This is a genomic window from Chromobacterium phragmitis (assembly GCF_003325475.1).
Taxonomy (GTDB): domain Bacteria; phylum Pseudomonadota; class Gammaproteobacteria; order Burkholderiales; family Chromobacteriaceae; genus Chromobacterium; species Chromobacterium phragmitis.
In genome coordinates, this window is the sequence record NZ_CP029495.1 from 757,282 (window position 1) to 780,306 (window position 23,025).

Annotated in this window: 25 protein-coding genes; 10 read left to right on the forward strand and 15 right to left on the reverse strand. The window is 63.4% G+C overall.

What is annotated here, in order from left to right; translation table 11 throughout:
* Window positions 1-37: 37 nt before the first annotated feature.
* Window positions 38-715 carry a DUF502 domain-containing protein gene (locus tag DK842_RS03775; protein WP_114060163.1) on the reverse strand — a complete coding sequence of 226 codons (678 nt, stop codon included), beginning with the start codon at window positions 713-715 and terminating at the stop codon, window positions 38-40.
* The gene (locus DK842_RS03780; RefSeq protein ID WP_114060164.1) at window positions 715-972 is read right to left on the reverse strand and encodes an FmdB family zinc ribbon protein; all 258 of its coding nucleotides are present in this window, start codon (window positions 970-972) and stop codon (window positions 715-717) included. The genes DK842_RS03775 and DK842_RS03780 overlap by 1 nt, the downstream gene beginning before the upstream one ends.
* Window positions 973-1,206: 234 nt before the next feature.
* Between DK842_RS03780 and fabI the strand changes: the two genes are divergently transcribed.
* Genes fabI through DK842_RS03795 form a run of 3 tightly spaced genes read left to right on the forward strand, consistent with a single transcriptional unit; the run spans window position 1,207 to window position 4,098 of the window.
* Complete coding sequence (gene fabI, locus DK842_RS03785) at window positions 1,207-2,004, forward strand: enoyl-ACP reductase FabI (RefSeq protein ID WP_232538586.1); 798 nt, start codon at window positions 1,207-1,209, stop codon at window positions 2,002-2,004.
* Between the two features lie 10 nt (window positions 2,005-2,014).
* A complete protein-coding gene (locus DK842_RS03790) occupies window positions 2,015-2,950 on the forward strand; it encodes a phosphate acetyltransferase (RefSeq protein WP_114060165.1) in 936 nt (311 codons plus the stop codon).
* Window positions 2,947-4,098 carry an acetate/propionate family kinase gene (locus DK842_RS03795; RefSeq protein ID WP_114060166.1) on the forward strand — a complete coding sequence of 384 codons (1,152 nt, stop codon included), beginning with the start codon at window positions 2,947-2,949 and terminating at the stop codon, window positions 4,096-4,098. Before DK842_RS03790 ends, DK842_RS03795 begins: the two co-directional genes overlap by 4 nt.
* 3 nt (window positions 4,099-4,101) lie before the next feature.
* Here the strand turns inward: DK842_RS03795 and DK842_RS03800 are convergent, their stop codons facing one another.
* Complete coding sequence (locus tag DK842_RS03800) at window positions 4,102-4,800, reverse strand: glutamine amidotransferase (protein WP_114060167.1); 699 nt, start codon at window positions 4,798-4,800, stop codon at window positions 4,102-4,104.
* A 178-nt stretch (window positions 4,801-4,978) separates the two neighbouring features.
* Window positions 4,979-5,242, reverse strand: coding sequence for a 30S ribosomal protein S20 (rpsT, locus tag DK842_RS03805; protein ID WP_011137294.1), 264 nt, complete (start codon window positions 5,240-5,242; stop codon window positions 4,979-4,981).
* A gap of 127 nt (window positions 5,243-5,369) precedes the next feature.
* Between rpsT and murJ the strand changes: the two genes are divergently transcribed.
* From murJ to queF, 3 genes are read left to right on the forward strand one after another with little or no spacing between them, the layout of a single operon-like run.
* The gene (gene murJ / locus DK842_RS03810; protein ID WP_114060168.1) at window positions 5,370-6,905 is read left to right on the forward strand and encodes a murein biosynthesis integral membrane protein MurJ; all 1,536 of its coding nucleotides are present in this window, start codon (window positions 5,370-5,372) and stop codon (window positions 6,903-6,905) included.
* Window positions 6,906-6,908: 3 nt separating this feature from the next.
* Window positions 6,909-7,667, forward strand: coding sequence for a CPBP family intramembrane glutamic endopeptidase (locus tag DK842_RS03815; RefSeq protein WP_114060169.1), 759 nt, complete (start codon window positions 6,909-6,911; stop codon window positions 7,665-7,667).
* Between the two features lie 11 nt (window positions 7,668-7,678).
* Window positions 7,679-8,518, forward strand: a complete 840-nt coding sequence (gene queF, locus DK842_RS03820; protein WP_114060170.1) for an NADPH-dependent 7-cyano-7-deazaguanine reductase QueF — start codon at window positions 7,679-7,681, stop codon at window positions 8,516-8,518.
* 68 nt (window positions 8,519-8,586) lie between these two features.
* Here the strand turns inward: queF and DK842_RS03825 are convergent, their stop codons facing one another.
* Both DK842_RS03825 and DK842_RS03830 read right to left on the reverse strand, forming a co-directional pair.
* Window positions 8,587-9,264: a pseudouridine synthase gene (locus tag DK842_RS03825; RefSeq protein WP_114060171.1), complete on the reverse strand. Its 678-nt coding sequence runs from the start codon at window positions 9,262-9,264 to the stop codon at window positions 8,587-8,589.
* A gap of 64 nt (window positions 9,265-9,328) precedes the next feature.
* Window positions 9,329-10,315 carry a GNAT family N-acetyltransferase gene (locus tag DK842_RS03830; RefSeq protein WP_114060172.1) on the reverse strand — a complete coding sequence of 329 codons (987 nt, stop codon included), beginning with the start codon at window positions 10,313-10,315 and terminating at the stop codon, window positions 9,329-9,331.
* A gap of 108 nt (window positions 10,316-10,423) precedes the next feature.
* On the opposite strand from DK842_RS03830, the gene DK842_RS03835 reads away from it, so the two are divergent.
* Window positions 10,424-11,131, forward strand: coding sequence for an alanyl-tRNA editing protein (locus tag DK842_RS03835; protein WP_114060173.1), 708 nt, complete (start codon window positions 10,424-10,426; stop codon window positions 11,129-11,131).
* On the forward strand, window positions 11,128-11,820 hold the full coding sequence (locus DK842_RS03840; RefSeq protein WP_114060174.1) for an MOSC domain-containing protein: 693 nt from the start codon (window positions 11,128-11,130) through the stop codon (window positions 11,818-11,820). The genes DK842_RS03835 and DK842_RS03840 overlap by 4 nt, the downstream gene beginning before the upstream one ends.
* 54 nt (window positions 11,821-11,874) lie before the next feature.
* Here the strand turns inward: DK842_RS03840 and dtpA are convergent, their stop codons facing one another.
* Both dtpA and DK842_RS03850 read right to left on the reverse strand, forming a co-directional pair.
* The gene (dtpA, locus tag DK842_RS03845) at window positions 11,875-13,362 is read right to left on the reverse strand and encodes a dipeptide/tripeptide permease DtpA (protein ID WP_114060175.1); all 1,488 of its coding nucleotides are present in this window, start codon (window positions 13,360-13,362) and stop codon (window positions 11,875-11,877) included.
* 400 nt (window positions 13,363-13,762) lie between these two features.
* Window positions 13,763-14,695, reverse strand: coding sequence for a LysR family transcriptional regulator (locus DK842_RS03850; protein WP_114063593.1), 933 nt, complete (start codon window positions 14,693-14,695; stop codon window positions 13,763-13,765).
* A gap of 122 nt (window positions 14,696-14,817) precedes the next feature.
* Between DK842_RS03850 and lysA the strand changes: the two genes are divergently transcribed.
* Entirely contained in the window at window positions 14,818-16,047 is a 1,230-nt protein-coding gene (gene lysA, locus DK842_RS03855; protein WP_114060176.1) for a diaminopimelate decarboxylase, read from the forward strand.
* 66 nt (window positions 16,048-16,113) lie between these two features.
* Here lysA and DK842_RS03860 read toward each other — a convergent pair whose 3' ends face one another.
* Entirely contained in the window at window positions 16,114-16,428 is a 315-nt protein-coding gene (locus DK842_RS03860) for a BON domain-containing protein (protein WP_114060177.1), read from the reverse strand.
* A 199-nt stretch (window positions 16,429-16,627) separates the two neighbouring features.
* Between DK842_RS03860 and mltA the strand changes: the two genes are divergently transcribed.
* Complete coding sequence (mltA, locus tag DK842_RS03865) at window positions 16,628-17,884, forward strand: murein transglycosylase A (RefSeq protein WP_114060178.1); 1,257 nt, start codon at window positions 16,628-16,630, stop codon at window positions 17,882-17,884.
* 50 nt (window positions 17,885-17,934) lie between these two features.
* Here mltA and DK842_RS03870 read toward each other — a convergent pair whose 3' ends face one another.
* From DK842_RS03870 to DK842_RS23315, 6 genes are all read right to left on the reverse strand, one after another.
* Window positions 17,935-18,192, reverse strand: a complete 258-nt coding sequence (locus DK842_RS03870) for a hypothetical protein (protein WP_114060179.1) — start codon at window positions 18,190-18,192, stop codon at window positions 17,935-17,937.
* Between the two features lie 104 nt (window positions 18,193-18,296).
* On the reverse strand, window positions 18,297-19,055 hold the full coding sequence (locus tag DK842_RS03875) for a DUF1223 domain-containing protein (protein ID WP_114060180.1): 759 nt from the start codon (window positions 19,053-19,055) through the stop codon (window positions 18,297-18,299).
* Window positions 19,056-19,754: 699 nt separating this feature from the next.
* Window positions 19,755-20,555, reverse strand: a complete 801-nt coding sequence (istB, locus tag DK842_RS03880) for an IS21-like element helper ATPase IstB (RefSeq protein WP_114060181.1) — start codon at window positions 20,553-20,555, stop codon at window positions 19,755-19,757.
* Window positions 20,548-22,041 (reverse strand): IS21 family transposase, encoded by a 1,494-nt coding sequence (gene istA, locus DK842_RS03885; protein WP_114063594.1) that lies wholly within the window; start codon window positions 22,039-22,041, stop codon window positions 20,548-20,550. The genes istB and istA overlap by 8 nt, the downstream gene beginning before the upstream one ends.
* A gap of 264 nt (window positions 22,042-22,305) precedes the next feature.
* Window positions 22,306-22,713: a TraR/DksA family transcriptional regulator gene (locus DK842_RS03890; RefSeq protein ID WP_168194812.1), complete on the reverse strand. Its 408-nt coding sequence runs from the start codon at window positions 22,711-22,713 to the stop codon at window positions 22,306-22,308.
* Window positions 22,706-22,927 carry a hypothetical protein gene (locus DK842_RS23315; RefSeq protein ID WP_168191799.1) on the reverse strand — a complete coding sequence of 74 codons (222 nt, stop codon included), beginning with the start codon at window positions 22,925-22,927 and terminating at the stop codon, window positions 22,706-22,708. The genes DK842_RS03890 and DK842_RS23315 overlap by 8 nt, the downstream gene beginning before the upstream one ends.
* Between the last annotated feature and the right edge of the window lie 98 nt (window positions 22,928-23,025).

The following is a 23,025-nucleotide window of genomic DNA, read 5'->3' on the forward strand; positions in this document are numbered from 1 at the left end:
AGGGGCGGCATGCTTAGGGGCTAGACAGGGTGACGGCCTAGCCCTGCCGATTATGTTCGTCGTTCAGACGCGGGCGCTGAGCCTGCGGCGGCGGGTTCGGCGCCACCACGCCCATGGAGATGACGTACTTGAGCGCCTCGTCGACGCTCATGTTCAACTCGCGGGTGTCGCTGCGCGGCACCACGATGAAATAACCGGAGGTCGGGTTGGGCGTGGTCGGCACGTAAACGCTGACCAGTTCCTCGCCCTTTTCCGCGTGGCGCAGGATTTCCTGGGCCGGCGCGCCGGTCTGGAAAGCCACGGTCCAGGCGTTCTGATGCGGCCAGCGCACCAGGAGGGCCTTCTTGAACGCGTTGCCGGAATCGGACAGCAGCGTGTCGCTGACCTGCTTGACGCTGTTGTAGATGGAATTGACCACCGGCGTGCGCGACAGCAAGCCATGCCAGAACTCGACCAGGCGACGGCCCAGCACGTTGGCGGCCAGCATGCCGGTGCCCATCACCACCAGCACGGCGAACACCACGCCGAGGCCGGGGATGTCCCTGCCGAGCAGTTGCTGGGGCCGCCACTCCATAGGCAGCAGGTTAAGCGTCTGGTCCAGCGAACCGATGATCAGGTTCAGCACCCACAGGGTGATCGCCAACGGCAGCCAGATCAGCAGGCCGGCGATCAGATACCCCTTCAGGGTCATCTTGATTTGCGGGGGAACCGACATCAGTCGCAACCGCAGCCGGTGCCGCAGCTATGGCCGCCAGCGGCCGGAGCGCTTCCGCTGGACGCGCCGGACGAGCCGCCCTTGAAGTCGGTCGCGTACCAGCCCGAGCCCTTCAGCTGGAAGCCGGCGGCGGACAGCTGCTTCCGGTAGTCCGCGCTGCCGCACTCCGGACAGGCGGCCACCGGCGCGTCGCTCAGTTTCTGCAGGTGTTCCTTGGCGACGCCGCAGGCGCCGCAACGATATTCATAGATCGGCATAGCTTTAATTTCCCGCCAATTGACCACAATGGCATAATACGCATGATTGCTGCACTGCACCACATCCGGAACTAAACTCAGGACAGGGCTGACTGTACAGGTGCGGCCGCCCGCTTTCAAATCAAGTGCGCCGCCTGCAAACCAGCCATTATATCCGACTGAAACGGCAATACAAAAACCACTTTCAATCATTTTGCTGCAACACCGCCCTGCAACGCTATCCCGGAGGTCCAAATGGTTTACCAAGAAGGTCAGATGGAAAGCATACGCAACATTCTCGCCGGCAAGAGAGGGCTCATCGTCGGCATCGCCAACGAAAACAGCATCGCCTACGGCTGCGCCAGCGTGCTGCACCAGCTGGGGGCCGAGTGCGCGGTCACCTATCTCAACGCCAAAGCCGAGAAATACGTGCGGCCGCTGGCCGAACAGCTGCAGGCCAGCCTGGTGCTGCCGCTGGACGTGGAGCAGCCCGGCCAGCTGGAACGCGTGTTCGCCGAGATAGAAAAGCGCTGGGGAGGGCTGGATTTCATCGTCCACTCCATCGCCTATTGTCCGATGGAAGACCTGCACGGCCGGGTGGTGGACTGCTCGCTGGCGGGCTTCCAGCAGGCCATGCACGTCTCTTGCTACTCCTTCATCGAAATGGCCCGCCTGGCTGAGCCGCTGATGAAAAACGGCGGCAGCCTGATCACCATGAGCTACTACGGCGCGGACAAGGTGGTGGAAAACTACAACATCATGGGCCCGGTCAAGGCCGCGCTGGAGAGCGTGTCCCGCTACCTGGCCAATGACCTCGGCCCCAAGCGCATCCGCGTGCACGCCGTCTCGCCCGGCCCGCTGAAGACGCGCGCCGCGTCCGGCATCGCCCATTTCGACCAGTTGATCGAAGACGCCATCGCCCACGCACCGCAAAATCGCCTGGTGGAGATAGAGGAAGTCGGCATGACCTGCGCCTTCCTGATATCCGACGCCGCCAGCGGCCTCACCGGCCAGACCATCTACGTTGACGGCGGACACCACATCAAGGCTTGAGGAGAGCGGCATGATTCACGATACCCACGCATTCGACGACATCCTGCAACAGGCTCGGCAACTGGGCGCCCTGCCGATGGCGGTGGCCCACCCCTGCAGCCGCGAGGCGCTGCTGGGCGCGGTGGAGGCCGCCGACAACGGCATCGCCACCCCCATCCTGGTGGCCCCGCAGGCCCGCCTGAAGAAGCTGGCCGACGAGCTGGAGGTGGACCTGCGGCGCTTCGAATGCATAGACGCCGAACACAGCCACGCCGCCGCCGAGCGCGCGGTGCAGCTGACCCGAGACGGCTACGCCGACATCCTGATGAAGGGCAGCCTGCACACCGACGAATTCATGAGCGCCGCGCTGGCGCGCGACACTGGCATCCGTACCGACCGCCGCATCAGCCACGTCTGGGTGATGAAGGTGGAAAGCTATCCGCGCTATCTGTTCATCACCGACGCCGCGGTCAACATCGAGCCGGACCTGATGACCAAGCGCGACATCTGCCAGAACGCGATCGACCTGACCCACGCGCTGGGCATAGACAAGCCCAAGGTGGCCATCCTGGCCGCGGTGGAGACCATCAACCCCGACATGCGCTCGACGCTGGACGCCGCCGCGCTGTGCAAGATGGCGGAGCGCGGCCAGATCACCGGCGCCATCCTGGATGGTCCGCTGGCCTTCGACAACGCCATCTCCAAGGAAGCCGCCCAGAGCAAGGGCATCGTCTCGCCGGTGGCCGGCGATCCGGACATCCTGCTGGTGCCGGACCTGGAAGCCGGCAACATGCTGGGCAAGCAGCTGACCTACCTCGCCCAGGCCGCCTCCGCCGGCATCGTGATGGGCGCGCGGGTGCCGATGGTGCTGACCAGCCGCGCCGACGACGCCAGCGGCCGCCTCGCCTCCAGCGCCATCGCCAGCCTGCTGGCCCACCAGCGCCGCCAGGCCGGGGGCCGCCCATGAACCGCTGCCTGCTGGCGATCAACGCCGGCTCTTCCACGCTGAAATTCCGCGCCTTCGCGCCGGATGGCCAGACACTGCTGGCCCGCGGCATGGTGGACCGCTTCGGCAGCAAGGAGGCCAGGCTGCGCCTGGCCGACGCCAAAGGCCAGCCGCTGGCCGAGCGCGGCCTGGCGGACGACAGCCACGCCGCCGCGCTGGCCGCGGTGCTCAACGGCCTGGCCGACCAGGGCCTGGAGGCTCAGGCGCTGGCCCACCGCGTGGTCCATGGCGGCAACCGTTTCCGCGAGCCGGTCCGGATAGACGCCGAGGTGCGCGCGGCGCTGGATGACTACATTCCGCTGGCGCCGCTGCACCAGCCGGTCAGCCTGGAGGTGGTGGACGCCTTCAGCGCGCTGGACCCGCGGCTGCCGCAATTCGCCTGCTTCGACACCGCCTTCCACGCCGACCAGCCGACGATAGCCACCCGTTTCGGCATCGCCCGCCACTGGCACGACGAAGGCGTGCGCCGCTACGGCTTCCATGGCCTGTCCTACGCCGCCATCGCGCGGCGCTTGCCGGAGGTGGGCCTGGCCCACGGCAAGGTGGTGGTCTGCCACCTGGGCAGCGGCGCCAGCGCTTGCGCGATCGAGTCCGGCAAAAGCGCGGCCTCCAGCATGGGATTCTCGGCGGTGGACGGCCTGATGATGGGCAGCCGCCCCGGCTGCATCGACCCGGAAGTGATCCTGTACTGGCAGGAGCATGAGGGCATGGGCGTGAAGGACGTGCGGCGCGAGCTGTACAAAAACTCCGGCCTGCTGGGCGTGTCCGGCGTATCGGCCGACATGCGGGAGTTGCTGGCCAGCGAGCTGCCGGCCGCGCGCGAGGCGGTGGAGCTGTTCTGCTACCGCGCCGCGCGGGAAGTGGCCAGCCTGGCGGCGGCGATGCGCGGCCTGGAAGGGTTGATCTTCACCGCCGGCATAGGCGAACACTCAGCCGAGGTGAGGGCCCGGATACTGCAGCAACTGGGCTGGCTGGGCTTCGAGCTGGACCACGCCGCCAACCTGTCCCACGCGCGGCGGCTCACCACCATGGCCAGCAAGCTGCCGGCTTACGTGCTGCCCACCGATGAGGAGGGCGAGATGGCGCGCCAGGCGGCGCGCCTGCTGTAAAACTCAGGCGCCGGCGGCGTTCAGCCAGCGGGTGAACACCTGCGCCGCCAGCGCCTGCAGCGCCTCGCCATGGCGGCGGTTCTGCTCGCGCAAGGCGCGCGGGTCGATGCCCGCCGCCGCCAGCTCGCCGCTGTGGCCGATCAGCCATCGCTCCAACTGCGACGGCTCCGCTTCCAGGTGGAACTGCAGGCCCAGCGCGTAATGGTCGACAGCGAAAGCCTGATGCGGACACCGATCGCTGCCGGCCAGGCATTGCGCGCCCTTGGGAATGGCGAACTGGTCGCCATGCCAGTGCAGCACCGCCGCGCCATCCAGCGGAGCCAGCGCCGATTGCCTGCCGAAATCGTTCAGGCGCAGCGGCGCGTAGCCTATTTCCTTGGCCGCCATCGGCGCCACCCGCGCGCCCAGCGCCCGCGCCATCAACTGCGCGCCCAGGCAGATGCCCAGCGTCGGCCGCCTTTGCTGCAGCCTATGCTTGAGCAGCAGCAGTTCCTGCGCGAGAAAAGGGTACAACGCCTCGTCGCCCGCGCCGATCGGCCCGCCCAGCACCACCAGCAGATCGACCTGCTCCAGCGCCGGGCTGTCCAGCCTGTCCACCCCGGCCTCTCGATACTCGATGCGATAACCGCGCATTTCCAGCTGGCGATGCAAAGACCCCAAATCCTCGAATGCGACATGTCGGACCGCGATTGCCGTCTTCATCGAAGCGCCCCTTCACTCATGCCGATGAAATGACCCGAGTATGCATAAGCCCCCCTCCCCTGTCGACGCCGGAAAGGACAACGCCCCCGCCGCGTTGCCGCGGCGAGGGCGCCGGATACACAAAAGGCCCCGCGTTGCGGAGCCTTTGCGTATTCTTGCAGCCTGGGCTGTCGATCGATTAGGCCATGGCCTTGATCTGAGCGGACAGACGGCTCTTGTGACGAGCGGCCTTGTTCTTGTGGAACACGCCCTTGTCGGCGATGCGGTCGATCACTTTTTCGGAAGCCTGGAACACCACGCGAGCGGCGGCCTTGTCGCCGGCTTCGATTGCCTTGAGCACTTTCTTCACTGCGGTACGGAACGCAGTACGCAGGCTGGCGTTATGCGCGCGCTGCTTGAGGGCTGTGCGTGCACGCTTGCGAGCTTGTGCGCTGTTAGCCATGAATCTTTCTCCTGATAGCGGAATCTGAAACCCGCGATTCTAAGCCCTAAACACAGGTTTTGCAACAGGAATCCCGCCAGCGTAAACTAGCGGGCTTGCTCAACGCCTCTGACACTCGAATAAAGCAATGAACCTGCTCAAGGCCCTGGCTGCAGTCAGCAGCATGACCATGGTATCCCGCGTGCTCGGCCTGGTGCGCGACACGCTGATCGCCCGCATTTTCGGCGCCGGCATGGCCGCCGACGCCTTCAACGCCGCCTTCAAGATTCCCAACATGCTGCGCCGCCTGTTCGCCGAGGGCGCGTTCTCCCAGGCTTTCGTGCCCATCCTGGGCGAATACAAGCAAAACCGGACCCACGAGGAAACCCGCGAGTTCGTCGCCAAGGTGACCGGCGTGCTGGGCTCGGTGCTGCTCTTGGTGACGGCGATAGGCATGCTGGCCGCGCCGGCCATCATGTGGATTTCCGCGCCCGGCTTCTACCGCGAGCCGGCCAAGGCCGCGCTGTTCGCCGACATCCTGCGCGTTTCCTTCCCCTACATCTTCTTCATTTCGCTGTCGTCGATGACCGGCAGCATCCTGAACAGCTGGGGCAGATTCTCGATTCCGGCCTTCACGCCCACCTTTCTCAACCTCAGTTTCATCGTGTTCGCGCTGGCCTTCACCCATTACTTCCATCCGCCCATCATGGCGCTGGCGTGGGCGGTGTTCGTCGGCGGCCTGATCCAGTTGGTATGGCAGCTGCCCTTCCTCAAACAGATCGGCATGCTGACCAAGCCCGTCTTCGCCTTCCGCGATCCCGAGGTATGGCGGGTGATCAAGCAGATGGGGCCGGCCATCTTCGGCGTGTCGGTGGCGCAGATCTCGCTGCTGATCAACTCCACCTTCGCCTCCTTCCTGCCCACCGGCAGCGTGTCGTGGATGTATTACGCCGACCGGCTGATGGAGTTTCCGTCCGGCGTGCTGGGCGTGGCGCTGGGCACCATCCTGCTGCCGTCTCTGTCCAAGCACGCGGCCAGCAAGTCCGACGCCGAGTTCAGCGTGCTGTTGGACTGGGGCATGCGCTTGTCGCTTTTGCTGGCGGTGCCGGCCACCATCGGGCTCGGCCTGCTGTCGGGCCCGCTGCTCTACACCATGTTCATGTACGGCAAGTTCACGCCGCACGACGCGTTGATGTCGCAGCAGGCGGTGATCGCCTATTCCATCGGCCTGCTGGGGCTCATTCTGGTGAAGGTGCTGGCGCCGGGCTTCTACGCGCGCCAGGACATCAAGACCCCGGTGCGCATTGCGATGATGACGCTGCTCGCCACCCAGGTGATGAACCTGATGTTCGTCTTCCCGCTGAAACACGCTGGGCTCGCGCTATCCATCGGCCTCGCCTCCTGCATCAACGCCGGCCTGCTGCTCCACACGCTGCGCAAGCGCGGCATCTACCGCCCGGAAGCCGGCTGGAAGCCCTTCCTCGCCAAGCTTTTCATCGCCATCGCGGCGATGGCGGCCGCGCTGCTGGCCTGCCAGTGGTGGCTGCCGATAGACTGGCACGGCCATGCTTGGCAACGCGCGCTGTGGCTGCTGCTGCTGGTAGGCGTCGGCGCCGCCGTCTACTTCGCCTCGCTATTCGCGCTGGGCTTCCGTCCGCGCCACTTCATGCGCCGCGAGTCCTGACGGATGCGCGCCGCGCTGAAGGCCCTGCCCGTCGCCGAGCGCCAGGCGCTGGCCGTGCTGCTGGTCAGCAGCCTGTGCATGGTCTGGCTGCAGTATCCGGCCAATCGTTTCTGGATGCTGGCCGCGCTGTCTCGCTGGCTGCCGGACGCCGCGGAATGGTTTCGCGCCGCGGTGATCCACAACCCGCATACCGAGCTGTATCGCTCCGCCTATTGGGCGCTGGCCAGCATCGCCGGTTATGTTCTGCTGCCGCTGGTGCACATTCGGCTTAAAAGCGAGAAGCTGTCCGACTACGGCCTCGCCTGGCCGGACCGCGCCACGCTGCGTGCCGACTTGAAGCTGTTCCCGCTGTTTTACGCGCTGATGCTGCCCCTAGTGTGGAGGGCGTCGGCGCAGCCGGGCTTTCTCGCCATTTATCCCTTCTTCCGGCTGAGCCCGGGAGAGGCGCTGTGGCCGCACTGGCTGCTCTGGGAAATGCTGTACTTCGCCCAATTCGCCGCGCTGGAATTCTTTTTCCGCGGCTATATGGTGCACGGGCTGAAGCCCAGGCTGGGCTGGCTGGCGGTGTTCGTGATGATCATTCCCTACTGTATGATCCATTTCGAAAAACCCGCGCTGGAGAGCCTGGCCGCCATCGTCGCCGGCGCGGCGCTGGGCCTGCTCAGCTACCGCTATAAATCAATCTGGCTGGGCGCGGCGCTGCATTGCAGCGTCGCGCTGACCATGGACCTGATGGCGCTGTGGCGCAAGGGTCTGCTGTAAAGGAAACCATCATGAACACGCACGCCACGACGCCTGAACACTCGCCGCTGGGCAAGACTGTCAGCTACCAGGATCAGTACGATCCTTCCCTGCTGTTCCCCATCGCGCGCAAGACCAAGCGCGACGAGATCGGTGTGGATGAAGCCGCGCTGCCCTTCGCCGGCGTCGACATCTGGACCGGCTTCGAGCTGTCCTGGCTCAATGCCCGCGGCAAGCCGCAGGTCGGCATCGCCACCTTCCGCATCCCGGCGGCCAGCCCCAGGCTGATCGAGTCCAAGTCGTTCAAGCTCTACCTGAACAGCTACAACCAAACGCGGATGGACGGCGTCGACGCCCTCTCAGCCCAACTGGCGCGCGACCTGTCCGCCGCCGCCGGCGCGGAGGTTTCGGTCTCCATCGCCCTGCCCCAGGCCTTCGCCGCCGAACAGGTGCGCGAACTGGCCGGCGAGTGCATCGACGAGCTGGACATCGAGGTCGACCGCTACGCGCCTTGCCCGGAGGTTCTCAAGGCCGACGCCGCCGACATCGTCAGCGAAACGCTGTGCAGCAATCTGTTGAAATCCAACTGCCTGGTCACCGGCCAGCCGGACTGGGGCAGCGTGTCCATCCGCTACACCGGACCGAAGATCGATCGCGAAGCGCTTTTGCGCTACCTGATCGGCTTCCGCCAGCACAATGAATTCCACGAGCAGTGCGTGGAGCGCATCTTTGTCGACGTGCTGCGCGCCTGCGCGCCGGAGAAGCTCACTGTCTACGCCCGCTACACCCGCCGCGGCGGCCTGGACATCAACCCATGGCGCAGCAATGCGGACGCCGCGCCGACCGACAACGTCCGCACCGCGCGGCAGTAAGCGGCCCGATCGGCCAAAACAAAAGGGATGCCAATGAGCATCCCTTTTTTTGCGGACAAGCCCCGGCCTCAGAACGGCGCCGGCGCCTCGAACTCCATTTCCTCGAACGTCACCGGGTGGCGCAACACCAGCCGCGACGCGTGCAGCAGCAGCCGGTCCGCCTTGGCCAGCGCTTCCGGCGGCGCGTAGATGGTGTCGCCGAGGATGGGGTGGCCGGATTCCAGGTGCAGCATATGCATGCGCAGCTGGTGGGCGCGGCCGGTCTGCGGGTCCAGCTCCACCCGGCTGATGTTGCGGCCGGTGTCGCGCAGAATCACCCGGTAATGGGTGATGGCTTCCTTGCCCTCGTCGAAATCCACCTTCTGCCGCGGCCGGTTCGGCCAGTCTATGATCAACGGCAGGTCTATGATGCCGCTATTGCTCTCCACGATGCCGTCCACCACCGCGATGTAGCGCTTCTTCACTTTGCGGTCCATGAAGGCGATGGACAGCGCGCGCTGCATTTCCGGGCCGCGGCCCATCACCACCAGGCCGGAGGTGTCCATGTCCAGGCGGTGCACGGTCAGCGCGTCGGAATAGACCTTCTGCGCGCGGCTGATCAGGCAGTCGGCCTTGTCCTCGCCCCGCCCAGGCACCGACAACAGGCCGCTGGGCTTGTCCAGCACCAGCAGGCAGTCGTCGGCGTAGACCACATTGAGGCCGGTGTCCGGCGGCGGACTATAGTGTTCCAGATTGTGTCTTTGCATGGCTAACGGCTTTGAAAATCGATTGGCGGCGATTATCGGCGCTCCGCCATGGCTAGACAAGGCCCTATTTCAGCTCCTCCGCAGACGGCTCGAGGAGAGAGGCGCAACGGGACAGCAGCCAGTTCATCGGCTTCGAGCGATGGCGGAAATAATTCCAGACCGCCAGAGGGCGCGCGCCGAGGATGCGCTTGAACTCATAGGAAGTAGAGCCTAGCTCGATCTCCGCGCAGCCCCGCGCCTGGGCGACCTCGACAGAGCGGATGAACATGGCGAAATACAGCCCATGATCATGAGCATGCTCGTAATCCATGCCGACAAAGACATTCATCATCGATTCGCCCTTGCCCAGCAGTTGGTTGAAACCGATCAGCTCATCCCCGAGATAAAACAGCAAATAGGTGCTGCCGCCGCTGGTGCGGACGAAGTAATCGGGCTCCAGCCTGCCAAACTTCAGCGGCGCCTTCTCCCAGGTCTGCAAGTAAAGCGCGTAAATCCTGTCCAGCAGCTCTGTCGGCAAACCCTCCACCACCTCGTAACGCAAACCCGCGGCTTTCTTCAATTTTCGCTTGAGCAAATTGCGGCGGTCGCTTTTCAACGAGCCGTAATAATCGCCGTCCAGCCGGATGACGGGAACCGGCAAGCCCTTCGCCTTGGCGTAGCCATCCAATGGCAGCCGCTCGCCGAATCCTTTCCAGGCGACCAAACTTCCCTTTTCTTCCAGCCTCCGCGTCACCAGTTCGACGATCTCAGGAGTCAGTTCCCCCTCGACCCGTCCCAAATCCGCCACCGGGTTGCCCACGCAAGCCATTGGCACGCTCCACTTGGGCAACCAGGAGAACAGTCGCCCCTTGGGCAACAGGGTGTTCAATTGCAAATCGGTCACAAAGTAAGGGATGCAGCACACACGCCGCCCCTCCCGCTCGGCGACGAAAAAGCCATGATGAAAGCCCGGCATGCCCTCATCGGAAAAAGCGCGATAAAAATCGGCGTCATCGGGATTGCCGATGGAGAAACCCTTCGGTGGGTAAGACAAATCTTGTAGAGTAAGCATGAAGTCGGCGAATCGATAGTTCTAAAGATGGCAACTCGTGCCCAACCCGCTTAATGATTAGATTTATTAAACAAAGTTCATTATGAATATTGAATATTGGAGATATGAATGAGTGAATTCTTCTATAGCAACGCCTATCAAACTCGCCTCGCCACCCGCGCGCTGCGCCACGACGATGCGGGCTTGGTGCTGGAGGACACGCTGTGTTATCCACTGGGCGGCGGCCAGCCCGGCGACAGCGCCACGCTGACGCTGGCCGACGGCTCGACGCTGCGCATCGCCGACACTCGCCGCGACCGCGACACCCGCGTCATTCTTCACCAGACCGAGGGCGATGCCCGTCTCGCGCCGGGAACCGAGGTGACGCTGGAACTGGACTGGGAACGCCGCCACCGCCACATGCGCATCCACACCTGCCTGCACTTGCTGGGCGTGGTGATCAAAGCCGGCGTCACCGGCGGCAACATGACCGCCGAGTCCGGCCGGCTGGATTTCGCGCTGCCGGAGGGCATGGAGCTGGACAAGGAACAGATCGAGGCCGAGCTGAACCGGCTGGTGGCCGCCGACCTGCCCCTCGCCGTAAAGATGACCAGCGGCGAAGCCCTGAAGGCCCAGCCCGAGCTGATCCGCACCATGTCGGTGACCCCGCCCTTGCACCTGCCGGAAATCCGGCTGATCGAGGTGGAGGGCGTGGATCTGCAACCCTGCGGCGGCACCCATGTCGCGCGCACCGGCGAAGTGGGCCGGGTGCGGGTGAAAAAGATAGAAAGCAAGGGCGCGCGCAACAAGCGGGTGGTGGTGGAGCTGGCGGAATGAGTCGGGAAACCGTCATCGGCAGCGTGCTGGCGGTATTGACCGGCAGGGCCGTGCCCTATGTCCGCCCCGGCGCGCTCAGCGCCATCGCCAAGCAACCGCTGGCGGGACGCGCATCCGTGGGCGCGCTGGGACTGGACGGCGACGAGCAAGGCGACCCGCGCTACCACGGCGGCCCGCACAAGGCGGTGCACCTTTACGCCTTCGAGCATTACGCCCGCTGGCGCGACGAAATCGGCCCGCGTCCGGCGCTGGAGCAACCCGGCGGATTCGGCGAAAACCTCAGCACGCTGGGCATGGACGAGACCACGCTGTGCCTGGGCGACCAGCTGGCTATCGGCACCGCGGTGCTGGAGATCTCCCAGGGCCGCCAGCCCTGCTGGAAGCTCAATCACCGCTTCGACCAACGCGACATGGCCAAACGCTTGCAGGACAGCGGCCGCACCGGCTGGTACTGCCGGGTGCTGCGCGAGGGCGACGTCGGCGCCGGAGACGACATCCGCCTGCAGGCCCGCCCGCATCCGGAATGGACGCTGGCGCGGCTGATCGAAGTGTTCTACCAGCGCGGACTGGAGCGGCCTCTGCTGCTGGAGGCGGCCAAGCTGCCGCTGGTGGAGTCCTGGCGGCAGCTGATCGAGAAACGGCTGGAAAGCGGCCAGCTGGAAGACTGGAGCCGCCGGCTGGGCGGCTAGGCAAGCAAAACGGGGACCGAACCGGCCCCCGTTGCTGTTTGGCGGATGCCGCGCTCAGCGCGCGTCCAGCGCCATTTCGTGCTCCGGATGCTCCGGCTTCTCGTCCAGCGTCATCCGGTGCAGCCACGGCGCGATGATGATGGTCAGCAGCGCGATCGCGCCGGTCACCACGCCGATCTGGGTGAACACGCGGCTATAGATCTCCAGCGTGGCCAGCGGACTGGTGACGTTGTCCGGCGCGGCGGTCAGGCCCGCCACCCAGCCGGCGATCACCGACGACGCGGCCGAGGTCAGGAACCAGGCGCCCATGATGAAGCCCATCAGGCGCTGCGGCACCAGTTGCGCCACCATCGCCAGGCCCAGGCCGGAAATCAGCAACTCGCCCACGCTCTGCAGCAGATAGCTCAACACCATCCAGTTGGAGGACACCAGGCCCTGGGCGTTGGCGTACTTGGCGCCCAGCGGCAGCACCAGGAAGGCGCCGGCGCACAACACCATGCCGATCGCGAACTTATGCGGCATCGGCAGGCGGTTGCCCAGCTTGTTGTAGCAGAGGGCGAGCAGCGGACTGGCCAGCATGATCCAGAATGGGTTCAGCGACTGGAACTGCTCCGGCTGCACCGGAATGCCGAACAGCGTGTGCTCGGTATTGTGGATGGCGAAGAAGTTCAGCGACAGCGGCATCTGGTTGTACAGCACGAAGAACACGGTCGCCTGCAGCATCAGGATGGCGGCCACGATCATCTTCTTGCGCTCCGCGCCCTTCAGCTGCAGCGTTTCCTTGACGTACAAGCTCACCACGCCGATGGATAGCACCGCCAGCACCACGTTGGCGATGATCTCATGCTTCAGCAGCAATGCCGCCAACCCGCAGGCGACCACCACGCCGGCCAGCACCGCCAGCCAGGTGGACAGCTTGGGCTTGCGGAAGTCGGCGTCGGAACCATAATCCTTCACCCAGCCTTGCATCAGGATGAAGTTGGCGACGGTGATCAGCATGCCCACCACCGACAGCGCGAAGGCATGGGCGTAGCCGAACTTGTCGGCCAGCCACGGCGTGGCCAGCATGGACAGCAGCGAACCGATGTTGATCGCCATGTAGTACATGGTGAAGGCGCCGTCCAGGCGAGGGTCGTTCTCCTCGTAGCACTTGGACAGCAGCGACGACGGATTGGCCTTGAACAAGCCGTTGCCCACCGCGATGGTGCCCATGCCCAGATACAGCAGGCTGATGTGGTCGGCCGACGCGGTCACCATCGCATAGCCGGCGGTCAGCACCAGCGCGCCCAGCAGGATGGTGCGCTTGGTGCCCAGCACCTTGTCGCCCAGCCAGCCGCCGACGGCGATCAGGCCGTACACCAGCGCGATGAAGGAAGAAAACAGCGTGAAGGATTCGGCTTCGCGCAGGCCCAGGGCCTTCACCAGGTAGACGGCCAGGATGCCCTGCAGGCCATAGAAGCCGAAACGCTCCCAGAATTCGATCGAAAAGATCAGATAAAACGGCTTGGGCTGGCGCAAGGGATTGAGCGCAGTCGTCGTCATGTTGGGTTCCTTGTAATCAGAACTGCCGCGGACCCAGGAAAAGTTCCTGCATGGCGGAATGACGAAAGACAAACGCCACTGGCGCCGGCCATCGCCAGTCACGCCAGGGTGAGACAGACAGTGGTCACTACTGAAAAATAAGGCAAATTCTTGCCATCGCTCGCATAGCAACCAGAAATAGCGCTTTTGCTCTACGAAAGATAGCATCCAGGAACTATTGATGAACCAAGTTGTCGCACCTGTCAATCCTGTCAGCCTCGATAGACGGCCAAATACCCGCATAGCAAGAGTAGGATTCGAAAATGCGACGGAAACTTATGAAAACAATCTCCATAAATCCGTCATAACAAAAAACATAATCCACCATTTGACATATATGAGCAATTTAATTGCTTTTATATCAATCCAACATCTTCCCATCCCTCAACGCCTCCAAACGCCCATTCAGCGCCGCCACCTGACGCCGCAAAGCATCCATGAAACGCAGCGGCAACGGCGACGCGGGACGAAACTGCGGCGTCACCAGTTGCACGCTGAAGGGTATCGACTCGGCCAGCGGCCTCACCGCCAGTCCGCTTTCCGCCTCCGCCAGCGCCGTCAGCGGATTGACGATGGCCACGCCCAATCCCAGCCTGACCATCTCGCACACCGAAGCCGCGCTGTGGCTGGACAGCTGCAGCCGTCGCGCCACGCCCTCTCGCGCGAACCAGGCATCCACTTGTTGCCGGTAGCTGTCGCTGGCGGCCAGGCTGATGAAGGACTGGCCGGCGAAATCGCGCGCCTCCAGGCGGCGCTTTTCCGCCAGCGGATGCCCCGCCGGCAACACGCACAACTCATCCCCCTGCCATAGGGCTTGCGCCTGGCAGCCTGCCGGCGCCTGCTGCTGCTCTGTCAGGCCCAGATCGAAACGCTGCGCCGCCAGCCATTCCTCCAGCCACGGAGACTCCTGCGGGCTGATATCCACGCCCACGTCGGGAAAATCGGCGATGAAGTCGGCGCAAGCGGCGGGCAGCAAGGACTGCGCGAACACCGGCAGGCAGGTGACGGCAACCTGGCCGCCGGCGAACTGCCTCAGCCCCGCGGCGCTGGCGACGATGCGCTCCAGTCCGACGAAGCTGCGCTCCACCTCGGCGAACAGCTGCAGCGCCTGCTGGGTGGGCCGCAGCCGTCCATGGCCGCGCTCGAACAGAACCAGGCCCAACAGCCGCTCGCAGCGAGACAGCTCGCGGCTGACCGTGGGCTGCGAGGTATGCAGCAAGCGCGCCGCGCCGCTGACGCTGCCGCTGGTCATCACGGCCCGAAACACTTCGATATGGCGCAGATTGATGGACATGGCCATCCCCGTTCATAACATCCAATCCATATCATAAATGAAAGGACATTCCATAAATTGCTATTTTATTTTTTAGTCAGCGCGACGGATCATGTAGGCAAACATTCCGCGGAACCTGACCCATGCATGCTTTCGACAACCGCCAGCTCGCCGACATCGCCCGCCGGCACGGCACCCCGCTGTGGGTCTACGACGCCGGCACCATCCGGCAGCGCATCGCCGAGCTGAAAGCCTTCGACACCATACGCTACGCGCAGAAGGCCAACTCCAACACCCACATCCTGCGGCTGATGCGCGCCGAGGGCGTCAAGGTGGACGCGGTATCGCTGGGCGAGATCGAACGCGCGCTGGCCGCCGGCTATCAAGGCGGCGGCGAAGAGGCGGACATCGTGTTCACCGCCGACGTGCTGGATCGCCCGACGCTGGCCAGGGTGGTCGCCGAACGCATACCAGTCAACGCCGGCTCCATCGACATGCTGCGCCAGTTGGGCGAAGCCGCGTCCGGCCATCCGGTATGGCTGCGCGTCAACCCTGGCTTCGGCCATGGCCATAGCCAGAAAACCAATACCGGCGGCGAGAACAGCAAGCACGGCATCTGGCATGGCGACCTGGACGAAGCACTGCGGACCATCCGCCAGTTCAAGCTGCGGCTGGTGGGCGTGCACATGCATATCGGCTCCGGCGTCGACTACGGCCATCTGGAGCAGGTTTGCGGCGCGATGGCGGCGCTGGTGGAAAAGCTGGACTGCGACATCGAGGCCATTTCCGCCGGCGGCGGCCTGTCCATTCCCTATCGCGACGGCGACGCGCGCATCGACACCGATCACTATTTCCAGCTGTGGGACGCCGCTCGCCGGCGCATCGCCGCCAAACTGGGCCACCCGGTGCGGCTGGAGATCGAGCCCGGCCGCTTCCTGGTGGCCGAATCCGGCGCGCTGCTGGCCGAAGTGCGCGCGGTGAAGAATATGGGCAGCCGCCATTTCGTGCTGGTGGACGCCGGCTTCAACGACCTGATGCGGCCATCGCTCTACGGCAGCTATCATCACATCTCGCTGCTGGATGCGGAAGGCGATGAAAAAACCGGCGCCGTCGACACCGTGGTGGCCGGCCCGCTGTGCGAATCCGGCGACGTGTTCACCCAGCAGGAAGGCGGCACCGTGGAAACCCGCTCCTTGCCGCCGGCCCAAGTCGGCGATCTGATGGTATTCCACGACGCCGGCGCTTACGGCGCGACCATGTCGTCCAACTACAACAGCAGGCCGTTGCTGGCCGAGGTGCTGGTGGATGGCGGCGAGGTCCGCCGGATCCGTCGCCGCCAGACCATGGCGGAATTGCTGGCCCTGGAATCCTGAACGCCGAATGCGACAAAGCCGGGACAAACCCGGCTTTGTCTTCGCTGCGTCCGATCCGAACCGGACTCAGCTCTTCTGTTCCATCTTGTTGATGACGAACTTCACGCCCGGCACCTTTTCTGCCACCTGGCCTGCCTTGAACATCTGCTGATCGTCGCTCATCGCGCCTTCAATGGTGATCTCGCCCTTCTTTCCGGACACTTTCAGGTCCAGCGGCTTCAGGTCCGGCTCCGCGTCCAGCGCCTGCTTGACGCTGACGGCCAGTTGTTCGTCGGTCGGCGCGGCGACGGCGGCGTCTTCGGCGTAAGCCGCGTGGGCGGCGAAAGCGCCGGACAGGGCCAGCGCGGCCAGCAACAGGGTTTGGCTTGCAACTCGTTTCATCGTTCTCTCCAGTTTCTCGCGACCACGGCCGCCCGGCATCCTCGCCCTTGGCCATCTCCATGGAACCCGCCCATGTTAGCGATGAAACTTTTCAGTTTTGTTTCGGCTCCATGAATCACGCTCCCCGGCCGCCACGGCCGGCCGCTCATCAGGTTACAATCCAGACCATCTATCACGGAAAGGCCATTCGGCCCCAAGCATGAAGCAGACACCGTTCAAGAAAAGCTGGCCGCTGTGGCTGGCCTTGCTGGCACTTGCCGGCTGCGGCACCACCCCGTCCGTCGCGCCATCCCGTCCCTCCCCCGGCATTTCCGGCGCCGACAGCGCCAGTCCCTCGGCGCTGCCCGCCTGGAACGAGCAGGCTATCGGCGACTCTCTGCTGGGCCTGCGCCAAAGCTGCCGCACCCTGCAGAAAAAGCCCGCCTGGAGCGCCATCTGCCGCGAAGCCGGTACCTTGGCGGACAAGGATGCCGACGCCGCGCGCCGCTTCTTCGAAAATCGCTTCACCGCCTGGAAGCTGCGCGACGGCAGCCGCGACAGCGGCCTGATCACCGGTTACTACGAGCCGCTGCTCAACGGCAGCCTCAACCGCTCCGACCGCACGCCGTGGCCGGTCTACGGCGCGCCGCGCGACATGGTCAGCGTCGACGTGCCGATGAGCCAGCGCAATCGCGGCGTGCTGCGCGCCAAACAGACGGGGCCCGGCCGGCTGGCGCTGGCAGCAGGCGGCAATATCGAGATCAACCCGGCCGACTTCCCCGCCGACCCGCGCGGCATCCGCATGAAGGGCAGACTGTCCGGCTCCCGCCTGCTGCCCTACTTCACCCGCGGCCAGATCAACCAGGGCAGCATCGCCGGCAGCGCGCCGGTGATCGCCTGGGTTGAGGACCCGGTGGAGCTGTTCTTCCTGCAGGTGCAGGGCTCCGGCCGCATCCAACTGGATGACGGCAGCTTCCTGCACGTCGGCTTCGCCGACCAGAACGGCTATCCCTACCAGTCGATTGGCAAATGGCTGGTGGACAAGGGCGAAATGACGCTGGGGCAGGCGTCGATGCAGGGGATCAAGGACTGGCTGGCGAAAAACCCGCAGCGCCGCGACGAGCTGCTGGCGGTCAACCAGAGCTACATCTTCTTCAAGCAATTGCCCGGCGACAACGGCGGGCCGATCGGCGCGCTGGGCGTGCCGCTGACCGGCGGCTACAGCATCGCGGTGGACCCGCGCTACATCCCTCTGGGCGCGCCGGTTTACCTGTCGACCACCTGGCCCCATTCCAGCGAGCCGCTGGTCCGGCTGGTCAACGCCCAAGACACCGGCAGCGCGATCAAGGGCGCGCTGCGCGCCGACCTGTTTTGGGGCTACGGCACCGAAGCCGGCATGTACGCCGGCCGGATGAAGCAGCAAGGCAGCATGTGGCTGCTGCTGCCCAAGGGCATGTCGCCCTCCGCCGCGCTATAGGGGCGGACAAAACCAACGGGGCCGACGGCCCCGTTTTCCATCCGGCGGGATCAAGCCGCCAGCGCGCGCGGACGACGCTCGCCGCGCGCCCTAGGCACCGGCGGCAAAGCATCGGCCCAGGCTCCACCCTCGGGCTCCCGCGCCGGCGCGTCCCGCGGCGCGGCCTCCAGCGCGCGGCTGGCCAGAAACAGCGCGCGAGCCACTTCCGGACGACGCAGAACGGCTAGCTGAGACAACAGCTCGCCACTGAACGGGTCCACTCCCGTGGCAAGCGCTTCCACAATGCTGCGGGCTTCGGCTGGCGACATGATGCAGGCTCCTTTTGCTGATGGGACGACTATCCATTCCGCGAATATCGGCGGCTGGACCCCGCATAGGATCGGCATTCCCGGAGGAAAGCGCACCTGTCTATTCAGCCACCTGCGCAGCGGGCGGCCAGCGCCTGCCTCACCCGTCCCTGTCCATCCTCCAGCCAGACAGCCACGCCACTCTTGCTTCCGTCCTGCCCGGAGGCAAAGGAAAGGTGAGTCCGCAACGTCTCCGATCCGCCCGCCAGCGCGAACGGCCCGGCCACCCCTCTTGCCGCCGCGTCATGACGCAACAGCCGGCCGGCATTCTCCCCCGCCTTGACCTGGCTGCTCAGGCCATCCTCGAATACCGCCAGCATCAAGCGCAGCGGCGGCGCGCCGAGCGGAAGACTCGTCTCCACCTCGATGTCGACGCCATCGCCCGCACGTCTCCCGCGCAAGCGCAAACCGGCCGACGCCTTGTCGCCCGGCAAGCTGGCGCGCAAGCCGTCATAGCCGGCAAAACGCCAGTCGCGGCCATTGAGCAGCAACTGCGGCGTGTACACCAGCGGCGAGCCCGCCTGCGCCGCTCGCCAACGCTGCCGCCGCGAATAGTCCGGGCTGGCCAGTCGATCGCGCCAGCCCAGTTCGTCCCAATAGTCGACATGAAAAGCCAGCGGCACCACCCGCGACGCGTCCAATCCCGCGGCCGCCAGGCCCGACAGCCAGGCCTCGGCCGGCGGACAACTGCTGCAGCCCTCAGAGGTGTACATTTCCAGCAAAGAAATCCGCAGCAAGCCGCTGCCCGCCTGCAGTTCGCATCCCGCAGCGGCGGCTTGCAGGCTCGCCGCGGCCAGGCATGCCGGCAGTATCCATGCTCGCATTGCCGGCCCCCCATCATTTTGATGACAGTTTGTCGCGGCGCGCCCCGCAATCTGACGGCGGGCGCCTCATCGCAGGCCAACTTGCGCGCCGATCTGGCGGGCCATCGACCGTGAAATGCAGCCTATGTGAAAGAGAATCGCCGTGCGGCAGAGGAAAGCGAAGACACGGCTTCCAGATGGAAGGCAAACCAGCCGATGCACCAGACAACGCAAAAGGGGTTGCGCTCGCGCGCAACCCCTTGATTGTCTGGTGGGCCCCCGGGGAGTCGAACCCCGCACCAACGGATTATGAGTCCTAAATTTAAAGCATACCAACGCATAGACACCCGCTGACAAAACAAACACAAATACTTGTTTTCAATGAAAAAATGTAGAATATGAAAAATAAAATAGACGATAGATGTTGACCTAAAGGCATCACAACGCCCTACAATAACCCTACAACTTAGAATGTAGGGCTTCGCATGGCACGCGTTCCACTGACCATCAATCGAATCGAAAAGCTTTCTTGTCCCGAAGTGTCCGCTGCGCGTCCGATATTACCCAACTCTGCGCGTTGAATTTTACCCAGGGAGGAAAGCCACTTCCGTCTAGGGGTGGCTGTGGATAAGTCTAATACATTCCAGTAGCCTGATTCAGTTCGATGTCACCAATACCGAGGGCTTGGTGCTGTGACCCTCACCCCCGGTAGATCAGTACCTAGAATGGCTCTGCTTCGTCAGCCCCTCCTAGCCGCGTTTTCTCCCTGGCCTTGATTCTCGATTTCGCCGTATCGCTGCTATGACGGAACCGATAGGACTCGTTACCCGTCTCGACGATATGGCAGTGGTGCGTCAATCGGTCGAGCAAGGCTGTCGTCAGCTTGGCATCGCCAAACACGCTGGCCCATTCGCCGAAGGTCAGGTTGGTGGTAATCATCACACTGGTGTGCTCGTACAGCTTCGACAGCAGGTGGAACAGCAAGGCCCCACCTGCCTGGCTGAATGGCAAGTAACCCAGCTCGTCCAGAATCACCAGGTCAACCCGCATCAACGCGAACGCCAGCTTGCCCGCCTTACCCGCCGCTTTCTCCTGCTCCAGCAAGTTGACTAGATCCACGGTGGAGAAGAAGCGTACCCGTTTGCCGTGGCGCGTAATGCCAGACACGCCCAATGCGGTGGCAAGGTGTGTTTTGCCGGTACCCGTGCCACCAATGAACACGACGTTATGTGCACTCTCGCTGAACGACAGGTCTGCCAGCTCGGCGATCAAATGCTGATCCACCTTAGTCTGACTGAAGTCGAACCCCGCCAGGTCGCGATGCGCAGGAAACCTGGCGGCGTGCATCTGGTAGCTGATTGACCGCATGGCGCGGTCGGTTTCCTCTGCGGCCAGCAGGTGTTCAATCAGCCAGCGCGATGACTCGATAGCGCTTTGGGCATCTTGCGTGACGATCTCATCCCAGGCGCCGGCCATGCCGTAAAGCCGCAATGCCTTTAGCTTGCTCGCGATCTCATCCATGGCGGGCTCCCGTGCGCAGGCTGTCGTAGCGTTCTGGATCAGCCAGCGGCGCTTCCTGGACGGCGAGCTGCGTTTCCGCCTGCTCCGGCATCGGCGACTGCTTGAGCCGGTTTAGTACGTTCTCGATGTGCTCGACGCTCGGGTTACCCGACTCCAGTACCAGCTCGACGGCAACCAGCACGACCTCCAGCCCCGAGCGTGGCACCGCCGCCAGCAGTTTGGCCATGACGCGGTCACCGCCTTCGCGCTTGAGTAATAGCCGTCGCAGCCGCTGTAACGGATCTGGCAGGTCGGCGAATGGCGCACCGTTACGCAGAGCGCCGGGCTTACGCTCGATCAGCGGGAGGTAGTGCTGCCAGTCGTAACTCGTGTGGTGGCTGCCGAACCGGCGCGCGTGGGTGGCCACGATAGCGTCGTTGGCCACCAGGTCGATCCGCTCAGGGTAAACATGAATGCTCACCATCTGGCCGACCAACTCACAGGGTGCTGAGTAACGATTGCGGTCGTAGTGCACCAGGCAGATGCTGTTGACCTTGCCCAGCGTCTCCACGTAGCCGTCGAATGGCGTGACCATCGGCATCAGCTGTGGCTGCTCATGTTCCAGCATCTCGGCGATGGTGAGGCCATCGAACTCACCATGGCGCAGCTCCTGCCATAGCGTGCGGCAACGACTAAGCAACCAGACGTTCAGTTCTGCAAAGCTACTGAACCGTTGCTTGGCGGCCTCTTGCCAGATGCGCGGGCGACTGTCCTGCACATTTTTCTCGACGACGCCTTTCTCCCAGCCGGAAGCGACGTTGCAGAAGTCCGGATCGAACAGGTAGTGCGATGCCATCGCGGCGAAGCGGGTGTTGACCGCTCGTGCCTTGCCACGTTTGACCTTGTCGACGGCAGTCTTCATGTTGTCGTAGATGCCGCGGCGCGGAATGCCGCCGAGTGCCGTGAATGCGCGGGTGTGGGCATCAAACAGCATCTCGTGGCTTTGGGTGGGATAGGCCTGCACAACGAAGGCGCGGCTGGCGCATAGCTTGAGGTGCGCCGCCATGATCTTGCGCCAGATGCCGCCGATCACCAGACGCTCCTCGCTCCAGTCGAATTGGAAAGCCTCACCCAGCTCAAAGCGCAGTGGCACGTACGCCTTGGTTTGGCTCGTGCCACCACCAGCCCGCCACTGTCGGATGAAGGCCATCACTCGGCTGTAGTCGCCGGAGAACCCTGCTGCCTTGAGCTCGGCAAAGAGCTTGAGCGCGCTGCGGCGCTCGCGCTTGGGACGGTGTAAGTCCGTCTCCAGCATTTTGGTGAGCTGCACCGCATACGGTGCGATCTTGGTTTCAGCGGGTTTCCGCTGGTACTTCGGCGCCGTGCCTTCCGCCGCCTTGAGCCAGTGACGGATCGTTTTGCGGGTCAGCCCAGTTCGCCGCTCAATTTCAGATAGCGATAGGCCATCTCGGTAGAACAACCTGCGAACAATGCCCAGTTCTTTCATGGTGATCACTCCATTCTCCTGCTGAAAAATTCAGCAGGGGGATTGAACACCCTGGGTAGTTTTGAACGCGCACTAGCTCCTGAAAACTGGGTAATTTTCTATGCGTACGCACAATCTTGAACCGCTTCAGCATGCTGGGCCGTCCGTGCACGGTGGCGGTGGCGTAAATCCGTTTGGGGAAAGGGGAGCCTCGCCCTGATCAGGATTTGTGCAACAGCGCCGGTTTGCGCCGTAATGATTTTAGAGTGCGGACACACTGGCAGGTCAACTCTCTTCTGCAGTTTCTTGCGCATCTTTAGATAATGTCGCAGTAGGCCGAACCATCAATCGTGCCATCCCTATAGGCTCGCCGCTAAACTCACAGTACCCATAGCTACCATTCCGAATACGCTGAAGTGCCTGCTCTATGCGTTGCAACTGTAGCTTTTCATGTTCTTGAACTGTTAAGTCAACTCGGTATTCCTCTCTCTGCAGGGATCGCTCCTCCGAGTCAGAAATTTCGAGGAACGCCTGTAGATGATCTTGGGTTTCTTGTAGAGCTTGGAGTGATGCTTCTCGATATCGCAAAAGCACCGTCTGCAAAACCACTATTTGTTGTCGAGACAGCCCATTACTAGGCTTAACCATGAAACCAGATAATTGTAAATTGGACATAGTATTTCTCTCATTCATGCTTATTCTGCAATAAAACTTCAACAGTCGGCGCATACACCGGAGTAGACTCTTCAGACCAGTTGTTCTCCTGAGCCAAGAGTTCAGCCTTGTACTCCGCCATTTCATAAAGGGGGTAAATATGAAAAGGTAAAAGATCCCTTTCATTGTGTACTGACCAACCTACAAAATCACCAGTGGAGTTACGTTCTATTTCAATGTGATATCTTGACATGAAAGACTCCTTCTCATTCCAGCAGACTTACAATTTTGCGGGTGGATAGCAAAGTTGAGATCGACCACATCCAATCTCACCATGAAAGGCAATGAAAT